Below are 16,925 nucleotides of genomic sequence, written 5' to 3'. Positions count from 1 at the left end.
CTACAACGCTTCTTTTATTCCAGCATACTTCTTTTAATCTACTCCATTTTTATTTTATTCAATTTTTACTCTACTCCACTCTATTCTCATTATCCTCATTCTATTCCACTTTATTCCACTTTCACGCCACTCTATTTCATTCAACTCCATCACTTTCACTTAACTCCGCTATAGTCGCTATAGTGATGTATATACTCCTCCATTAACAACTCCTTCATTAACAATTAACCGTGTAATTTTTTGCCAATCTTTTATTCTTCTTCATCTGTATTGTGCGGCGGTGGCGGTAAAATATAAGCACCTGAAAGCCACCGATTTAAATCAATTGCCCGGCATCGTGAAGAACAGAAAGGATAAGAATCCTGCTGTGACATTTTCCCGCATTCTGGACAAGGGCGCAATGGGCGCCGTGGTGTTGATTGTTCCTGCATCACTTCTCCTTTTTATAGATTTCCCTTCTCCTTATACATCATCCTCCTTCTTTTCACCTCCTCAAATTCATCCTCTCCAATCAAAACCCACAAGCACACACTCATACCACCCTCACACTCCACATCTCTCTTCTCCCTGCTTAAACCTACCCCACACATCATTCTCCCGCTTCCTCCTCCAAAGCCACCAGCACGTACACCACACCTCTCTAGCTCCCACCCCCTTCATCTACAACCCCTCTCCGGCTTTCACTACCTTCAATCAATCCCCGTCCTCTCATACTTTCCACCGCCCTCAACACCTCTCCCTCAAATATTCCCTTCACCCTACAGCGCATCCTCTTCTCATCCACAAACCCTCTCCACAACCTTTGCCACAGCACCCCCCTCTTGCACATCAATCTGCCCTCAAATCCACCCTCTTAGACCAAGCCCTCGGCATCTTTTTCCCAGCATTCCCATACACCTCCTAAACCTCCCCAAAAAACACCTCCACTTCTTCACACCATACTCTTTCTTAACATCCACTCCTTCCAATACTTCCCTTACCTGTAGATCATTTTCCTCCAAATCCACTTTCGCAACCCCACTCTCCAATCAAAGCCTCTTACACCATACAACGAACCCAACCCTTATCACCCAGCATTCCTCCACATTGATACAACCAACCCCCTCCTCATCTACAAACCCTCCTTACAACTTTGCCCCCAGCTCTCTCTCACTCACACTTTCCACCACCCCAAGCACCCCCCCGCATCATTCCCCTTTCAAACCTACCTCTCAAATCAAAGCCCCCAGTATCCCCCAGCACTCTCCCACCCTCACTGCCACTACCCCATACAAGCACTCAACGCTTCTCTCTCAACACTCCCTTCACCCTACAGTGCCTCCTCTTCTCACATTGTCCACCACCCCCAACCCCTCTTCATCCACAGATCCTCCCCTCGCAGCTCCCCTTCTCATCCACAAACCCTTCCTACAACCTTGCCCTCAGCACTCTCCCTCTCGCACATCAATCTGCCTCTAGATCAACCATCTCAAACCAAAGCCCCCGGCACCCCTCAGCATTCATTCCTCCACACTGATGCAACTAACCCACTCCACAGAGCACACCCCTCTTCACAACTTTGTCCCCAGCTCTCCCCCACTCCTATTATCCCACGCAAGCACTCAAAACTTCTTTCACAAATACTCTCTTCACCCCATAACCTCCTCATCATACCCCAACTCAAGCCTCTCCTTGCGCCCCCTCTCGCACATCAATCTGCCCTCAAATCCACCTTCTTAAACCAAGTCCCCGGTATCTCCCCAGTATTCCGCACACATTGATACAACCAACCCCCTTCTCATCCACAGATCCTCCCTACAACCTTGCCCTCAGCACTTTCCCACCCGCACTACCACTGCCTCACACAAAACGCACCCTTTCCTTCCTCATCCCCAACTCTCTCTCGCCCCTTCCTCCAACACCCTTCCACAATACAACAAACCCAACCCTCATCACCCAGCATTCACGGCACACCATTCCCCTTCTCATCCACAAACCCTTCCTACAACCCGCCCCAGCACTCTCCCACTCACACATCACTCTCCCTCTAGATCAACCATCTCAAACCAAAGCCCCCGGCATCCCCTCAGCATTCATTCCTCCACACTGATGCAACTAACCCGCTCCACAGAGCACACCCCTCTTCACAACTTTGTCCCCAGCTCTCCCCCACTCCTATTATCCCACGCAAGCACTCAAAACTTCTTTCACAAATACTCTCTTCACCCCATAACCTTCTCATCATACCCCAACTCAAGCCTCTCCTTGCGGCCCCCTCTCGCACATCAATCTGCCTTCAAACCTACCTCTCAAATCAAAGCCCCCAGTATCCCCTCAGCATTCATTCCTCCACACTGATGCAACTAACCCGCTCCACAGAGCACACCCCTCCCTACAACCTTACCCCAAAACCCTCACTGCCACTTACCCCACACAAGCGCTCAACGCTTCTCCCTCAAACACTCCCTTCGCCCTACAACACCTCCTCCTCATACCATATACCTCTAGCTCTCCCTCACTCACACACCTACCTCCCTTTTCCCTTTATTCCCACACATCACCTCCCTTTCGTGCACCACTCCCCACCACACAATACCTTCTTACCCCACACTACCACCCTTCTTTATGCTATCTAAGCAGCACCTTAGCCTCCTCATTTTTAAAGTATATTTTAAGCCCACTTGGAGAGAACAGGGTAATGATAAGATGTTAAGAGATCCATTGTTTGAGCCAATGGCAAACCAACCACATTGGAATAAGAACCAGAAATATTGGTAACAAAAGCCCCAGCTTTGCCTTGAATAGCATAACCACCAGCTTTTCCTTCCCATTCCTGGCAAGCTAGATAAGCCTCAATCATTGAAGGGGTCAAACATCGAAAACGAACACAACTTTTGACCAATTGAACAGTTTTCCTCCCACATTCGTTCACAACACAAATAGCACTATATACATTATGAGAACGCCCAGACAGAAAGCTCAAATATTCATAAGCTTCCTCTTTTCCACCAGGTTTAGGAAGAATAACACGCCCAACAGCAACAACAGTATCGGCAGCCAAAATCAGACATTTTTCCGATAACACAGCATGTTCGCTAACATGATCAGAACATAACATGCTTTCATAAGCTTTGAGCGCTTTTTCACATGCCAAGCGTTTAGCCAGATGAGCGGGATGCTCTTTTGGTTTTGGCGTTTCATCGATCACAGCCGCATAAACCCGGCTTGGATTAACACCAATTTGCGCCAAAAGTTCTAAACGACGTGGAGAAGCAGAAGCAAGTACCAAATCGATTTCCATAGCGAAAACCCCTTTCAGATTGCGTTAAAACGCATCACCTGACTTTACTTTGACACTCTTTCCCCTGCAAAAGGAATCTCTTAGAACCACCAGACCTTTTTAGCAACCATCAAACTTTATTGTGTGAACTTTATGCCACACCCCACTTTGCTTACGATCCGCTTTTCCCCCACAAACAACTTGGAATTTTTTTGAACACATGCACCAAATCGTTTTAAAGTTTCTGCATTTTTGAACAACTCTATGAACTTTTATTGAAGCAATTGGAAAAGTTTTGAGAAAGTAGCCCCTGCATCCCTTTATTTATAGCGATACGTAATACGTCCCTTTGTCAAATCATAAGGGGTCATTTCAACCATAATTTTATCACCAGCCAACACACGAATACGGTTTTTACGCATTCTTCCAGCGGTATGAGCAATAATTTCATGATCATTTTCTAGTTTCACGCGAAACATTGCATTAGGCAAGAGCTCGGTTACAATACCAGAAAACTCCAAAACTTCTTCTTTGGACATAAATAAAAGGCTTTCTTTATAATGAATTGATTGGATTTTATTTTACTGACTTTATTTTTATTTTACTGATTTTATAATGCAAATTTAATGTAAATTTATTGATTGCTTATACATCGCAAATTATTGGACGATACTCATATCGTATTTTTACGGTTTTGTGAACAGGGATTTAACATTTTCCTTTGCATTTATTAACAATCATGATCAAAACAGTGTTGATTTAGGGTTTTCTTACCTGTTTTAATTTAAGAGTTTTGATCTTAAAATCCCACTTTCATCGCTTTCTCCCGCCTCTTTCCAACATCCCCCCCTCGCACATCACTCTGCCTTCAGATCCACCCTTGCAAACCCACCCCCTCCAACCAAAGCCTCCCAGCATACACTCAACGCCCAGCACCTCTCTCCTAAACATCCCTATCATCCCTCCAGATCCATCCTCTCAAACCAAGCTCTCGGCATCTTCATCCCCAGCATCCCCATTCAACTAACACACCCAACCTTTTCCACAAAGCACGCCCTTCCTCTTATACTTTTCACCACCCCAACACCCCCCCTCACACATCACTCTGCCTCCTCATATCCCACAAGCACTCTCCATAACCTTGCCCCCAGCACTTTCCCACTCCACCAATGTATCCAACCTTCCCCACACAGCGCCCAACGTTTCTCTCCCAAACATCCCTATCACCCCTCCAGATCCATCCTCTCAAACCAAGCTCTCGGCATCTTCTCCCCAGCATCCCCCTTCAACTAACACACCCAACCTTTCCCACAAAGCACACCCTTTCCCTCTTCATCACCCAACTCTCTCCCACCTCTTTCTCCAACACTCTTCCACAACACAACAAACCCAGCCTCTCATCACTCAGCACCCCCTCTCACACATCACTCTACCTCCTCATATCCCAGACCTCTCCACAACCTTGCCCTCAGCACTCTCCCCCTCCACAAATGTATCCAACCTTCCCCCACACAGCGCCCACAACTCATACCCTCTAACAAAAGTCCCCGGCATATCCCCCCAGCATTTCTCTACACCAACGCATCTCCTTAAACTCACCCCAAAAACACCCCCACACTCCCATCACACACCGTGCATACTGCCATCACCCAATAACCTTACCCCATTATCTCTATTTGCCTCTCACAAAGTACAATTTGAGATGAGTCAATTAAAGAAAAACAGTTGACGCTTATTACTCGACTCTGCAAAAAATTACTTTGATCGTGCAAAAATTAACTTTGCAAAAAAATGGAAAACTTTTAGAATGGCAACCTTTTAAAAAGCAAGAAAGTGGATCTTTCAAGCAAGCAAGAAAGCAGGTCGCTTTGACAACACATAAAGTCTGGCAACAAAAAAGGATGTGGAATGGCCAAACACACATTTGACGTCGCGATTGTAATGGGCAGCCAATCAGATTGGCAAACAATGCGCCACAGCGCGGATATTTTAACACAGCTTGGCATTTCTCATGTCTCACAGATCATTTCCGCCCACCGCACCCCTGATCGGCTTTATCATTTTGCAAAAGGGGCAAAAGCAGCAGGCTTTAAAGTTTTGATAGCAGGCGCTGGGGGGGCAGCACATCTTCCCGGCATGCTTGCAGCCTTAACCCCATTGCCTGTTTTTGGCGTTCCTGTGCAATCACGCATCTTATCGGGTCAAGATTCTTTACTTTCCATAGTGCAAATGCCTGCAGGCATACCAGTTGGCACATTGGCAATAGGCAAAGCAGGCGCCATTAACGCAGCGCTTTTGTCAGCAGCAGTAATGGCTGTTTATGATGAAAGCCTTGCTAAGCGCCTTGAAGAATGGCGAAAACAACAAACAGAAAATATTGCTGAATACCCTATGAATGAGGTTTTAGATGCCCCATCCTCCTGAGAGTTTACAACCAGGAAGTATGATTGGTCTGATTGGTGGCGGGCAATTGGCTCGCATGTTAGCGATGGCAGCAGCAGAACTTGGCTATCGCACAGTTGTTCTTTGTCCTGAAGCACATTGCCCAGCAGCGCAAACAGCCAATCATCATATCGTTGCCCCTTATGATGATGAGATAGCGTTAGACCGTCTGATTGAAATGTGTGATGTTGTCACATATGAATTTGAAAATCTTCCTCTCCAAACAGCTCATTATATTGAGAAAGAAAAGCGCCTTTATCCCTCATCTAAAGCTTTGGAAATTGCGCAAGACCGGGTTCTTGAAAAAACATTTTTAAATGAAAAAGGCATTCTCACAGCTTCATGGTATGCAGTCCATAATCGTGCTTCTTTAGTTTCAGGGCTGTCTGCATTGGGTGGACATGGCATTTTGAAAACAAGGCGCTTTGGCTATGATGGCAAAAACCAGGTTGTCCTTCATCACCCCAGTGAACAGGCCATTGATGCAGCTTTAAGCGCCCTTCACTATCAGCCCTCGATTTTAGAAGAAATTGTGCCCTTTTCATCGGAAATTTCAGTCGTCTCATCCCGCTCACCCCAGGGAGCTTCTGTCGCCTATGACTGCCCTGAAAATCAGCACAAAAATGGTATTCTTCATAAAACATTTGTTCCATCAAAAGTTTCATATGCCATCCAAGAAGCCGCGCAAGAGGTAAGCTCTATGGTTATGCGCACGCTTGATTATGTTGGTGTCTTGTGCATTGAATTTTTTGTTTTAGCAGATGGCCGTTTTCTTGTGAATGAATTTGCCCCTCGTGTACACAACTCTGGTCATTGGACGCAAAAAGCATGCATAACCTCACAGTTTGAACAGCATATCCGTGCCATTTGTGGCCTTCCTTTAGGTAGCACATACCGCCACAGTAATTGTGAAATGACCAATCTTCTTGGCCATAATTTGGATGACTTCAAATATTTTCTCACACAAGAACGCACATCAGTCCATCTATATGGTAAAAACTCTGTACAACCAGAACGCAAGATGGGTCATGTCATCCAATTAACAGGGCCAGCCACTCCCTCTCCTCATCTTCCATAATCTACCACCCTTCTCCCCCATAAAGCCCCTCCCAAGCACTCCCCTCTCATTTTCCATCCTTTTCCCTATATCCTTCCCACTCCTTAGCCCCACACCACACCGCAGCCCGCACCCCTTTATCAACCCAGCAAACAATCCTCCCCTCAGCACACCCCGTCCATCACCTGCTCTCAATCTCTCCCTTTACCACTCGCACACCATTCCCCTCCAAACCCGCCTTCTCAAACCAAAGCCCTCGACATCTTCTCCAGCATTTCCCCTATACCAATACAACCAGCCTGCTCCCACCAACGCTCACTTTTTTCACACACTTCCCTCCTCTCCCTCTCAAATTACTCTCCCCTACAACCTCACTTGTTACATTCTCTTCTCACCACAAACTCCCCCATCCGTATCCCCAATTTGCCCTCAAGCCCTCCTCTCCACCACCTACACATCACCCACCTACACAACGCCCCATACCTTCTTCACCCCCACGCTCCATATCCTCTCCCTCTCACACACTCTCTCCCCCGCTCCCCCCCATCCTCTTTCCCTAATATCCTTCCCACGCACACTAACCCCGCAAAGCACACACAACTTGTTCCCCACACCATATCTGCAGCCCGCACCCCTCTATCAACCCACTACAAACTCCCCCATCAGTATCCCCAATTCGCCCTCAACGCACCTCACCCACCAGCCTGCTCCCACCAACGCCCTCAAGTACTCCTCTCCACCCACACAACACCCACCTACACACCCCATACCTTCTCCACCCCCACGCTCCATATCCTCTTCTCCCTCACTTGTCCCCAAGCTCTCCTTGCCTTCACACCCCACACAAGCCTCCCTGCTCAATAATGCACTTAATACCCTTCCCTTTTTCCTTAATTCCACAGCAAATGCTTAGTTGACAAAACTAAGACACCCTGCTAGAAATTTATCTTTCTTCTTATTCATTAGCGATGAATGGTGTTATCTCTTTGAGAGAAGCGCGGTGTTTTTTTAAAGCGATGATGAGAGAAACTATATGATGATGCCAAAAGGGTATCATATCATGAGTATGCGTTATAAACGGTGATTATTATGAAAATTAAAAATTCGCTCAAAGCACTCAAAACACGTCACCGCCACAATCGGTTGGTGCGCCGCAAAGGTCGTATTTACATCCTTAATAAAACCAATCCGCGCTTTAGAGCACGTCAAGGTTAATAATGGTGTGGCCTGCTGTCTTTTGCAGGAACTTTGCTTTTTGAAGGCTCTCAAAGCTTTTTCTTATAACATATCTTTTTTGATGACACATTTTTTCCCTCTGTATTTCAAGACTTTGAAAAAACAGATATTTATTTCAGTCTGTGTCAGCACTCTTTTTTTGCTTTCCCACGGTAATGGATATATCTCTCCATTGGCATTCGCCTCATCCACTCCTGCTTCATCTACTCCTGCCTCATCTTCACCCACAACCTCACCCTTCTTAATTATAACTTCGCCCCCATTTTCTCTCAGTGCGTCCTCTCTCTCATTATCTTTTTTCGCTGCATCTCTACCCACTCCAACTCTACCCACTCCAACTCTACTCACTCCACCTCTACTCACTGCGTTTTCACCGCCACCGCCTTCACTTTCGCATTCTTCATTTTCACCTACTCCACTTGTTTCTGCTGCATCTTCCCCATCTTCACCATTTGAAGAACCTCCCCCACAATCGCTCCTACCGTTGGATGATCTCATCCCGGATCAACCGTCAACAACACCTCATGAACCAGATGCGGGCGCAACTCTTTTAGAAGATCAAGAATCGCCACACCACGGCCACGCTCATCAAACCAAACAGCGTAAAGAAAAAGAGATTGTGCGTTTACTGAAAGAATTAAAATACTGTGCCAATGCAAAGGAAGCTAAAACTATAAGTCAGCAAATTCAACGGTTATGGTCGCAATCTGGCAGCGAAACCATTGATCTTTTGATGACATGGGCTGAACAAGGCATTAGCGCAGAAAATTATGGCCTTGCCTTAGATTATCTTGACACAGCAATTGCACTTTCTCCCACCTATGCTGAAGCCTGGAGCAGACGTGCATGGATACACATTCAATTAAGCGACTTCAAACTCGCAATGCTAGACCTTCATCACGCCCTTCAACTTGAACCTCGCAATTATATTGCATTTTTTGAGCTTGGAATCGTCATGGAAGCAACAGAAAGGCCAGACCTTGCCATCAAAGCTTATGAAACAGCTTTAACATTTTACCCACAAATGCAACAAATCCAAAACCGTATCGACACGCTTTTAAGCAAAGATTTTGATCAAAATATTTGAGCCATTTTAAAAATCATAAAGTAATTTTTTTCTAGTAGAAATCATTAAACTACCTTATAATAAGAGGTGGTGTTCTGCGCTTCTCGATAGGAAATAACATATTCCTGAGACCTTATTGATTTCCAAGGGAGCTGTCCCTGAAAAGGCTCGTGGGCTTTTTCACACGGCACCCACCTAGTAGCCTAGGTCCTCGGAATCAAACTTTTCCATCGGTCGTTGCGGTTCACCATTTTCCTTTCCACTCAGGCTATCTTCTCTCCCCCCCCTAGCCATCTTCCTTTCCCTCTAGCTACCTTTCCCCCTCCAGCATTCCTCCACACCAACACATCCATCCTTCCAACCCCCCCAGCACCCCCACCCCCCTAATACCTTTACACCAGCCTCCTATACAACCGGTGTAATCAACTTGGTTTCCACAAACTCTTGGCCCTCTCCCACGCATCTTCACACCTCCACCAACGTAGCTCACCTTCCTCCCCAAAACACTCCCAAATCACCTTTAGAAAAGCACCCCACAACACCCAACATTTCCTTTCCAAACATCCCCTTCACCTTACAACGCCTTCTCCTCACACCACGTACACACTCATCCCTCTCCCCATCACCAACAACTCTCTCCACCTCTCCTCCCAAACATTCTTCCACAACGCGAACGAACGCCGTCCCATCACCCAGAGCATTCACCGCACACCTCTAGTTTCAACTCCTCACCCACATGCCCTCCCCACAATCTTGCCCTCACCCCCCCCCACCAGCATAACCTATTTTCCTCCCAAAACATTCCCTCAAGCTCTCTTTTCCAAAACCTCCCCCGCCCTTGAGAGAAAGTCCCCACATACAGCACACAAAATGCACGCTCTCTCTTCTCCCCTTCACACAACGCACCTCTCCCTTTTTACTCAACACCTTTTCCTCACAAGCCACAAACTCTTGGCCTTCTCTCACACATCTTCACCCCTCCACCAGATTCACCACCTCACACAACACACAATCCTTACGCTTCCCCCACTCGCACCAGCCTCGCACTACACCCACAACCTACACCTTTTCTACCAATGCGAACCTTAATTTCCCCAACTCATCCCTCTCCCCATCACCAACAACTCTCTCCCACCTCTCCTCCCAAACATTCTTCCACAACACGAACGAACGCCGTCCCCATCACCCAGAGCATTCACCGCACACTTCTAGTTTCCACTCCTCACCCACATGCCCTCCCCACAACCTTGCCCCCCTCCTTGCTCGCACCAGCCTCGCCCATCCCCCACAAAACCTCCAACACACCAATGTTAAGCCAACATCCCCTCAGACAAGTACACTTAAACCTTCCCTTAAGAGCCCACCCCCGCTCTTCCTTTTACACATCTGTCTTCGTAACACCTTCCTTTTACCCAGCCTTTCTTTTATACTGATTGAAATAACCAGCTCGTCCCTACCCAAAACATTTTTCAAATGTGATTGCTTTTTATTGATTGAAGAGATAACAAACTGAACAATGCCCACAACCTCCCAACGTTTGCAATCCATTTCATCTGAGAGATCACGTTTGCGTGCTCTTGGCATATCGCAGCGTAACGCCCTTTGTGCACATGAGCGCACCGCCTTTTCGCACCGTGCCTGTTCCCACATCGCACATTATCTTGAACAAATGATTGGGGATTGTTCACATACAATTCTTGCCGGCTATTGGCCAATCCACTCAGAAATAGACCCACGCCCTTTGTTCGATTTTGTCTCATCACGTGGTGGGCATGTAGCACTGCCCGCTGTTATTGATGAAACAACAATGGTTTTTCGAACATTTGCATCAACAACACAGCTAGAGCTAATGCGGTTTAACACATTTGGCCCCAGCGAAAACAATGCAGTTGTCGCCCCCACCGTGATCATTGTGCCGCTTTGCGCGTTTGACAACCAGTGCCACCGCCTTGGTTATGGTGCAGGCTACTATGATCGCGCCATTGAGCATCTTCAAAAACATGGGCACCGTGCACACTTATGGGGCTTAAGCTTCTCATGTCAGGAAGTGGAGTCTATCCCTGAAAGAAAGCATGACCTTGTTTTACAGAAAATTTTCACAGAAAAGGGTTTTATAGAACGCTAAATTATGCTTAAAACCCTTATGCGATTTTTATTTTTAGGAGACATTGTGGGGGAAATAGGCTGCTCCACTGTTTGTCACACACTTCCCCAACTCATTGAACATTGGCAACTTGACTGTGTTGTTGTAAATGGTGAAAACGCTTCTCATGGCTTTGGCATCACGCAAGATGTATATCAAAACCTCTTAGCAGCAGGCGTTGACGTTGTCACCACAGGCAATCATGCTTTTCACCATAAAGAAACTTTGAAATTTGCCACTTATAGTGAGCGTTTTTTACGTCCTGCCAATTTTATCCAAGGCACTCCTGGTAGAGGCTCTTGTTTCATAACAGCAAAAAATGGAGCGCAAGTTCTCGTCGCCAATGTTTTAGGAGGCGTCTTTATGCCGTGTACCACCGATGACCCATTTGAAGCAGCTGAAAAGATTGTTTCCGCCTGCCCTTTGCGTGAACAGGCAGACGCTATTATCTTTGACTTTCATGCAGAAGCCACAAGTGAAAAGCAATGTTTTGGCCATTTTCTTGACGGTCGCGTCAGCGTCATCGTAGGAACCCATACACATATCCCCACAGCTGATGCACAGATTTTAGAAGGAGGCAGCGCTTATTTATCAGACGCAGGAATGTGCGGAAATTACAATTCCTCTCTTGGTATGGATAAGGAAGAGCCTTTATACCGTTTTCTTTATAAGAAAAAACGGGGTCGTTATGAACCCGCGCAAGGCCCAGTAACACTTTGTGGATTTGCCGTTGAACTCTCAGATCGCACAGGCCTTGCCCAACATGTTTCAGCCATACGCTTAGGCCCCCGTTTAAAGAATGAGGTTCCAGATTTCTGGGAAGCGCTCCCCGAAAATTTTCAGCTGTAAGACCACACTTCTCCCAAGCTCCTCTCTAGCTTCTCCCAACCCTCCTATTCACCTCATCTCCAATTCATCCCTCACGCCTCTCTCTCCCACACGGCCTCTCAAACCTGCTCCTCTCCCACACTCACGCCCCCGCAAGATTCATCCTCAAAACACGGTTTCCCATACCCCGCACTTCTCCCTCGCTCGCACGGACCTCGCACTCTACCCCTTCCCCTTCATACCTTTAAACTTAAACGCCCCCCAACACTAACCCAATCTTCCCCTCAAAAGCCACCCAACATCCATCCACTCAAACCCCTGGCCAGCTCTCTCCAGCCCCCTATTCACCTCATCCCCAATTCATCCCTCACCTCTCTCTCCCACACGGCCTCTTAAACCTGTTCCTTTCCCACACTCACGCCCCCTCCTTTCCTGAACTTAAAACCCCTCACTCCCTTTCTCCCCAACTCATGCAACCTCCCACACTCATGCCCCCGCCAGATTCATCCTCAAAACACGGTTCCCCATACCCCGCACTTCTCCCTCGCTCACACGAACCTTGCACCCTTGCCTTTCATGCTTTTAAAAAATATCCCTCAAAGAGGGCCCCATTAAAGAAAAAATCCCCTCAAAGAACGCCCTAAAGAGAGCATTACTCAAGCCGTTATACGTTGAATATTGGCCCCACAATTGGACAATTTCTCTTCCAACCGTTCAAACCCACGATCAAGATGATAAACACGGCCTACAATTGTCTCTCCTTGTGCAGCAAGTGCAGCAATAACAAGAGAAACAGAAGCACGTAGATCTGTAGCCATCACTGGTGCCCCTTGCAAATGATTGGTTCCATGAATAATGGCTGTGTTTCCATCAAGCGTAATCTGCGCACCCAACCGCACCAATTCTTGCACATGCATGAACCGATTTTCAAAAACGGTTTCAGTAATCCTCGCACACCCTTGAGCACACACCATCAAGGCCATAAATTGTGCTTGAAGATCGGTTGGGAAAGCAGGAAAAGGGGCAGTTGTAATATCAACTGGCGTAATCTTTGTTTGTGTATGATCGCGGGTAACTTCAAGACCATCTGGTTTGTGTTCAATAGTAAGCCCCGCCTTTTGCAACACTTCAAGCACTTCAATAAGATGATCAGGGTTTGCATGTTTCAACAACACTTGTCCACCGGTCATTGCCACAGCCATTGCATAGGTTCCTGCCTCGATTCGATCAGCAATCACACCAACCCGTGCACCGTGCAATTTTTCAACCCCATGGATTGTAAGGGTTGAGGTACCTTCCCCGGTGATATTAGCCCCCATCGCTTTGAGTGCTTGAATAAGGTTTGTCACTTCAGGTTCACAAGCTGCATTTTTAAGAACAGTTGTGCCCTGTGCCAGGGTAGCAGCCATCAGCATAATATGCGTTCCCCCAACAGTGATTTTAGGGAATTGATATTGCGCCCCTTTTAATCCCTGGGGTGCTGTAGCATGAACATATCCCTTTTCAATGGTGATCTGTGCGCCTAAACATTTGAGCCCATCGAGGACAAAATCAACCGGCCTTGTTCCAATAGCACATCCCCCAGGCAATGAAACATTTGCTTCCCGGCACCGTGCCAGCAAAGGCCCAATAACCCAAAAGCTTGCACGCATTTTTGTCACAAGTTCATAAGGAGCACGCGTTGATGTGATTGTTTTTGCGGTAAAATGGATTGTTCTTGAATCGGCACAATCTTTATGAACTTTGCGTCCTTCAACAGCATAACCGACACCATGATTATTCAAAATTCGGATCAAAAGCTCAACATCGCTCAAATGAGGAATATTGTCTAAAATCAATGTTTCCTCAGTAAGCAATGCCGCAATCATCAAAGGCAAAGCAGCATTTTTAGCGCCCGAAATAGGAATAACCCCCTGGAGTGTATTTCCTCCAATAATTTTAATCGAATCCATCGTATTTGCACTCTATCCTATTGTTATCTTACTCTACCTTACTGTCTATTCTACTCTACCTTATTCTGTCATATATTCTATCTTTTTGAGATCTCTTTTCACAATAATGTCATTTTTGGGGCAGTGATTCTTTGCTCATGGTTTAGCACTCATTCATTAAAACCACACTGGTGTATGGTGTAAACAATGGCGTCACACTTTTTAAACCACGCGTTCTTTTTCGCAAACTGAAAATTCTTTTGTGCACTCTTCTTGCGAGCGTTTTCGACTTTGTTCTTTTCGTCGTCTCAGATTGTCGCGCAATTGCTTTGTCAGCCTTTGCTCACGTTGTTTTTTCTTATCATTTTGGGCATCTTTTGTTTGTGTATTCTTATTCTGGTTTTGATGTGTCATAGCAATAACTTTTACAACCCTTGCAATAACTCTTATAGCCCTTTAGCTTTCACAAGCTTTTTGCTTTTATAACCTTTTGGAAGAATAATATATTTTAAGTCAAGAATTTCTTTTAAAAAACGTCTACGTCATGCCATAAGAAGCGTTTTCTTGCAAGAAGAGATAAATGCTCTCTTGCCTATTTTATAACAATATGGCACAAGGCAGCGCAAAGACTGACAAGTGCTGCGGTAGCTCAGTGGTAGAGCACTCCCTTGGTAAGGGAGAGGTCGAGAGTTCAATCCTCTCTCGCAGCACCATTCCACCAGCCTCTTCTCTCCTCCAAATCTTCCAATCTCCCAAATCCTCTTTTCACCCTAAATCCCCCAGCCATTCCCATAACCGTCATCAAATCTCGCTCATCCTCTCAGACCCACGACCTCTTCTCCTCGGCACACCTTCACGAAACCGCCTTACCACCGGCACAGCCCAATCTTCCACCCCCTCAACCTTTTCTCTACCAACGCAATCTGCCTCTCGCACCCCCCCTTTTCCACATTCTTCCTCAACATCCCCCAGTACACCCAATCATCACCCTCAAACGCCGTCCAATACTCATCCTCTTAAATCCCCAGTCATTTTATCCCCAAAGTCACCCTACACATCGGCGCAATTACTCAGTTTCCATAAACTTTTGCCTGCACCCACACACCTCTCATACAGCCTCCCAAACTCATGCCCCTCCAAAACTCATCCTTAAATCCTGCATCTCTTCTCCCTCACACCAAACCTTGCGCCCCCCCTTTCCATACTCTTCCTAAATATCCCCCAGTACACCCAATCACCACCCTCAAACGCCATCCAACACCCATCCCCTCACCTCCTCCAGCCTCTTCACATCAAACAACCTCCCAATCTCCCGACAATCACCATCAAACCTCTCCCCTTCAACCTCCCACTGGCACACCTTTAAGCAACCACCTCACCACTGGCACAGCCCAATCTTCCACCTCTTCAACCTTTTCTCCACCAACGTAATCTGCCTGCCACTCCCCTTTCCACGCTCTTGCCAGATACAGCCCTTCTCAAACGCACCCTAAATCCCCCACAAAAATCCCCTTTCCAAAGAAAATTCCCCTCGAAGAAAGGGCCCAATCTTCCCCCTCACCTCCCCAGCCTCTCCCCCTCAATCTCCCACTGGCACACCTTTAAGCAACCACCTCCCACTACCAACACAGCTAAAGCTTTCCAGATCCACCTTTTAACGCATCTCTCTAGGCCCGTTTCCTCGCACTATTGTGAAGAATCCCCTGTCGGCTTGTTGAATTTTATGCACCATATTTTCCAAAGCATCATTAAAACGGTTAATTTCAGCCTCAAGCCTACGAATATAAACTTCATCACGATAAGCACGTTTAATTAAAGGCGGCATATCGGGCCAATAAAGCATCAAATCCACCCATTCACGTTGAGCAATCCATAACCCTCCCTGGCATTGTGCCTTATGCTCAATAGGAAATATATTTTGATAAAAATGAGGGATCAAAATTTCAGGTTTTTTCGTTTTAATTTCCAACAGACCATTTTCCCCAATAAAAGCATCGGGCGAAAAACCTTTCTTGCGATCATCAGCTAAAACAAAACCAATACATTCAGGCTCTGTCTGCGTAAACATCCCATATAGCTGGCGCGCATTTGGTTCCAACTGTGTACCACGTCGCATAGATGGTGTTGTCCCCTCTTCCACAGATTTTCCTGTGATTCTTTCTCCAGCAAGTTTCATCATCACACAGTGATATTTCTGTGTTTTTTGTCCATCTTTTTTGCGCGCCATAACCATCTCAAACAAAGAAGCTGTAATCAAACCATTGCGTACCTGGCGCCATTCATCTGTTCCTTGAACACAATCAATAATAATTGGCATTGTCTCTCCATCTCCCTTTCTTTATTCTCTTCTCCCACACCCCCCCCGGCCATCTCCCACAGCCGCCATCAAACCCCACCTAATCCTCCCACCAGTACTACCTCAAATAATCGCCCCACCACCGGCACAGCCCGATCTTCGCTTCCCCAACCTCTCCTCCATCAATAAAAGGTGCCTACTCTTCTGCACTCTTGGCCAATATGACCTCCCACACTCTCTCACCACACACTTCTCATGCGGCTTCTCAAATTCATGCAGCCTCCTGAAATCAAATCCCTCCTCTTCTCCAACCCACGCTCTTCATAGATTTCATCCCCCAAAGCTCATGCTTGGCCCCGCCACATCTCTTCCCACACCCCTCCAGCCATCTCCCACAGCCACCCTCAAACTTCATCCATCTCCCCCACCAGTACATCTCAAATAACCGCCCTACCACCGCGGCAAACCCAACCTGGCTCTCATCTTCCTCCACCAACGCACAGGGCACTCACCCCCAAACGCCATCTTCCTCTCACCAACACAATCGACATACCCCTTTCTCCACTCACACCAGCCTCAACACCCCACCTCTAATGCTCTTAAAAATCCCCCTCGAAGAAAGTTCTCCCAAACCCACTTCCCACTCCCCCAGCCATCTCCCACAGCC

The 16,925-nt window shown here is 46.8% G+C and carries 19 protein-coding genes, 1 tRNA gene, 1 other RNA gene and 1 pseudogene; 8 read left to right on the top strand and 14 right to left on the bottom strand.

Going from position 1 to position 16,925, the window contains the following annotated elements:
- Positions 1–251: 251 nt before the first annotated feature.
- The 6 genes from yacG to infA all read right to left on the bottom strand — a co-directional run bounded on the left by yacG (position 252) and on the right by infA (position 3,798).
- Positions 252–431, bottom strand: a complete 180-nt coding sequence (gene yacG, locus J7R05_RS01875) for a DNA gyrase inhibitor YacG (RefSeq protein WP_010704294.1) — start codon at positions 429–431, stop codon at positions 252–254.
- Positions 432–640: 209 nt separating this feature from the next.
- Positions 641–784, bottom strand: a complete 144-nt coding sequence (locus J7R05_RS01870; protein WP_208540942.1) for a hypothetical protein — start codon at positions 782–784, stop codon at positions 641–643.
- Positions 785–1,149: 365 nt separating this feature from the next.
- Positions 1,150–1,278 carry a hypothetical protein gene (locus J7R05_RS09510; protein ID WP_281388194.1) on the bottom strand — a complete coding sequence of 43 codons (129 nt, stop codon included), beginning with the start codon at positions 1,276–1,278 and terminating at the stop codon, positions 1,150–1,152.
- 561 nt (positions 1,279–1,839) lie between these two features.
- Positions 1,840–2,016 (bottom strand): hypothetical protein, encoded by a 177-nt coding sequence (locus tag J7R05_RS01865; RefSeq protein ID WP_208540941.1) that lies wholly within the window; start codon positions 2,014–2,016, stop codon positions 1,840–1,842.
- Positions 2,017–2,650: 634 nt separating this feature from the next.
- Complete coding sequence (locus tag J7R05_RS01860; RefSeq protein ID WP_208540940.1) at positions 2,651–3,280, bottom strand: Maf family protein; 630 nt, start codon at positions 3,278–3,280, stop codon at positions 2,651–2,653.
- Between the two features lie 299 nt (positions 3,281–3,579).
- Positions 3,580–3,798, bottom strand: a complete 219-nt coding sequence (infA, locus tag J7R05_RS01855) for a translation initiation factor IF-1 (RefSeq protein WP_004857577.1) — start codon at positions 3,796–3,798, stop codon at positions 3,580–3,582.
- A 1,369-nt stretch (positions 3,799–5,167) separates the two neighbouring features.
- On the opposite strand from infA, the gene purE reads away from it, so the two are divergent.
- Both purE and J7R05_RS01845 read left to right on the top strand, forming a co-directional pair.
- Positions 5,168–5,683: a 5-(carboxyamino)imidazole ribonucleotide mutase gene (purE, locus tag J7R05_RS01850; RefSeq protein ID WP_078690155.1), complete on the top strand. Its 516-nt coding sequence runs from the start codon at positions 5,168–5,170 to the stop codon at positions 5,681–5,683.
- Positions 5,667–6,779, top strand: coding sequence for a 5-(carboxyamino)imidazole ribonucleotide synthase (locus J7R05_RS01845; RefSeq protein WP_208540939.1), 1,113 nt, complete (start codon positions 5,667–5,669; stop codon positions 6,777–6,779). Before purE ends, J7R05_RS01845 begins: the two co-directional genes overlap by 17 nt.
- 618 nt (positions 6,780–7,397) lie before the next feature.
- Here the strand turns inward: J7R05_RS01845 and J7R05_RS01840 are convergent.
- On the bottom strand, positions 7,398–7,601 hold the full coding sequence (locus J7R05_RS01840) for a hypothetical protein (RefSeq protein WP_208540938.1): 204 nt from the start codon (positions 7,599–7,601) through the stop codon (positions 7,398–7,400).
- A gap of 246 nt (positions 7,602–7,847) precedes the next feature.
- Between J7R05_RS01840 and ykgO the strand changes: the two genes are divergently transcribed.
- Positions 7,848–7,973 carry a type B 50S ribosomal protein L36 gene (gene ykgO / locus J7R05_RS01835; protein WP_034990194.1) on the top strand — a complete coding sequence of 42 codons (126 nt, stop codon included), beginning with the start codon at positions 7,848–7,850 and terminating at the stop codon, positions 7,971–7,973.
- Between the two features lie 63 nt (positions 7,974–8,036).
- Here the strand turns inward: ykgO and J7R05_RS09170 are convergent, their stop codons facing one another.
- The gene (locus J7R05_RS09170; RefSeq protein WP_425490148.1) at positions 8,037–8,342 is read right to left on the bottom strand and encodes a hypothetical protein; all 306 of its coding nucleotides are present in this window, start codon (positions 8,340–8,342) and stop codon (positions 8,037–8,039) included.
- On the opposite strand from J7R05_RS09170, the pseudogene J7R05_RS01825 reads away from it, so the two are divergent.
- A pseudogene (locus J7R05_RS01825) lies at positions 8,301–9,081 on the top strand (tetratricopeptide repeat protein). The gene J7R05_RS09170 and the pseudogene J7R05_RS01825 overlap by 42 nt on opposite strands.
- Before the next feature lie 68 nt (positions 9,082–9,149).
- A non-coding RNA gene (gene ssrS / locus J7R05_RS01820) (6S RNA) lies at positions 9,150–9,310 on the top strand.
- A 60-nt stretch (positions 9,311–9,370) separates the two neighbouring features.
- Here the strand turns inward: ssrS and J7R05_RS01815 are convergent.
- A complete protein-coding gene (locus J7R05_RS01815) occupies positions 9,371–9,550 on the bottom strand; it encodes a hypothetical protein (protein WP_078690157.1) in 180 nt (59 codons plus the stop codon).
- Positions 9,547–9,765: a hypothetical protein gene (locus J7R05_RS01810; RefSeq protein WP_208540936.1), complete on the bottom strand. Its 219-nt coding sequence runs from the start codon at positions 9,763–9,765 to the stop codon at positions 9,547–9,549. The genes J7R05_RS01815 and J7R05_RS01810 overlap by 4 nt, the downstream gene beginning before the upstream one ends.
- Before the next feature lie 811 nt (positions 9,766–10,576).
- Between J7R05_RS01810 and J7R05_RS01805 the strand changes: the two genes are divergently transcribed.
- Both J7R05_RS01805 and J7R05_RS01800 read left to right on the top strand, forming a co-directional pair.
- Complete coding sequence (locus J7R05_RS01805) at positions 10,577–11,185, top strand: 5-formyltetrahydrofolate cyclo-ligase (RefSeq protein WP_208540935.1); 609 nt, start codon at positions 10,577–10,579, stop codon at positions 11,183–11,185.
- Positions 11,186–11,188: 3 nt separating this feature from the next.
- Positions 11,189–12,052 (top strand): TIGR00282 family metallophosphoesterase, encoded by an 864-nt coding sequence (locus J7R05_RS01800; protein WP_208540934.1) that lies wholly within the window; start codon positions 11,189–11,191, stop codon positions 12,050–12,052.
- Positions 12,053–12,687: 635 nt separating this feature from the next.
- On the opposite strand, the gene murA is transcribed toward J7R05_RS01800, so the two are convergent.
- Together murA and J7R05_RS01790 are read right to left on the bottom strand one after the other, a co-directional pair.
- A complete protein-coding gene (gene murA / locus J7R05_RS01795; RefSeq protein WP_010704304.1) occupies positions 12,688–13,983 on the bottom strand; it encodes a UDP-N-acetylglucosamine 1-carboxyvinyltransferase in 1,296 nt (431 codons plus the stop codon).
- A gap of 201 nt (positions 13,984–14,184) precedes the next feature.
- Positions 14,185–14,376 carry a hypothetical protein gene (locus tag J7R05_RS01790; RefSeq protein ID WP_208540933.1) on the bottom strand — a complete coding sequence of 64 codons (192 nt, stop codon included), beginning with the start codon at positions 14,374–14,376 and terminating at the stop codon, positions 14,185–14,187.
- Between the two features lie 224 nt (positions 14,377–14,600).
- On the opposite strand from J7R05_RS01790, the gene J7R05_RS01785 reads away from it, so the two are divergent.
- Positions 14,601–14,675 (top strand) — tRNA-Thr (locus tag J7R05_RS01785).
- Positions 14,676–14,763: 88 nt separating this feature from the next.
- Here J7R05_RS01785 and J7R05_RS01780 read toward each other — a convergent pair.
- Together J7R05_RS01780 and J7R05_RS01775 are read right to left on the bottom strand one after the other, a co-directional pair.
- The gene (locus J7R05_RS01780; RefSeq protein ID WP_208540932.1) at positions 14,764–14,943 is read right to left on the bottom strand and encodes a hypothetical protein; all 180 of its coding nucleotides are present in this window, start codon (positions 14,941–14,943) and stop codon (positions 14,764–14,766) included.
- A 673-nt stretch (positions 14,944–15,616) separates the two neighbouring features.
- The gene (locus tag J7R05_RS01775) at positions 15,617–16,279 is read right to left on the bottom strand and encodes a YqaJ viral recombinase family protein (RefSeq protein ID WP_208540931.1); all 663 of its coding nucleotides are present in this window, start codon (positions 16,277–16,279) and stop codon (positions 15,617–15,619) included.
- Positions 16,280–16,925: the final 646 nt, after the last annotated feature.

The sequence above is a fragment of the Bartonella capreoli genome, from assembly GCF_902813205.1.
GTDB classification, from domain to species: domain Bacteria; phylum Pseudomonadota; class Alphaproteobacteria; order Rhizobiales; family Rhizobiaceae; genus Bartonella; species Bartonella schoenbuchensis.
This window is presented reverse-complemented; position numbering and strand designations above follow the sequence as displayed.

Coding starts and splice junctions, on each gene's coding strand:
- murA (WP_010704304.1), bottom strand. CDS start 13,983: ATGGATTCGATTAAAATTATTGGAGGAAATACACTCCAGGGGGTTATT.
- purE (WP_078690155.1), top strand. CDS start 5,168: ATGGCCAAACACACATTTGACGTCGCGATTGTAATGGGCAGCCAATCA.
- yacG (WP_010704294.1), bottom strand. CDS start 431: ATGCAGGAACAATCAACACCACGGCGCCCATTGCGCCCTTGTCCAGAA.
- ykgO (WP_034990194.1), top strand. CDS start 7,848: ATGAAAATTAAAAATTCGCTCAAAGCACTCAAAACACGTCACCGCCAC.
- J7R05_RS01845 (WP_208540939.1), top strand. CDS start 5,667: ATGCCCCATCCTCCTGAGAGTTTACAACCAGGAAGTATGATTGGTCTG.
- J7R05_RS01790 (WP_208540933.1), bottom strand. CDS start 14,376: ATGACACATCAAAACCAGAATAAGAATACACAAACAAAAGATGCCCAA.
- J7R05_RS01865 (WP_208540941.1), bottom strand. CDS start 2,016: ATGTGTGAGTGGGAGAGTGCTGGGGCGGGTTGTAGGAAGGGTTTGTGG.
- J7R05_RS01860 (WP_208540940.1), bottom strand. CDS start 3,280: ATGGAAATCGATTTGGTACTTGCTTCTGCTTCTCCACGTCGTTTAGAA.
- J7R05_RS01800 (WP_208540934.1), top strand. CDS start 11,189: ATGCTTAAAACCCTTATGCGATTTTTATTTTTAGGAGACATTGTGGGG.
- J7R05_RS01775 (WP_208540931.1), bottom strand. CDS start 16,279: ATGCCAATTATTATTGATTGTGTTCAAGGAACAGATGAATGGCGCCAG.
- J7R05_RS01805 (WP_208540935.1), top strand. CDS start 10,577: ATGCCCACAACCTCCCAACGTTTGCAATCCATTTCATCTGAGAGATCA.
- infA (WP_004857577.1), bottom strand. CDS start 3,798: ATGTCCAAAGAAGAAGTTTTGGAGTTTTCTGGTATTGTAACCGAGCTC.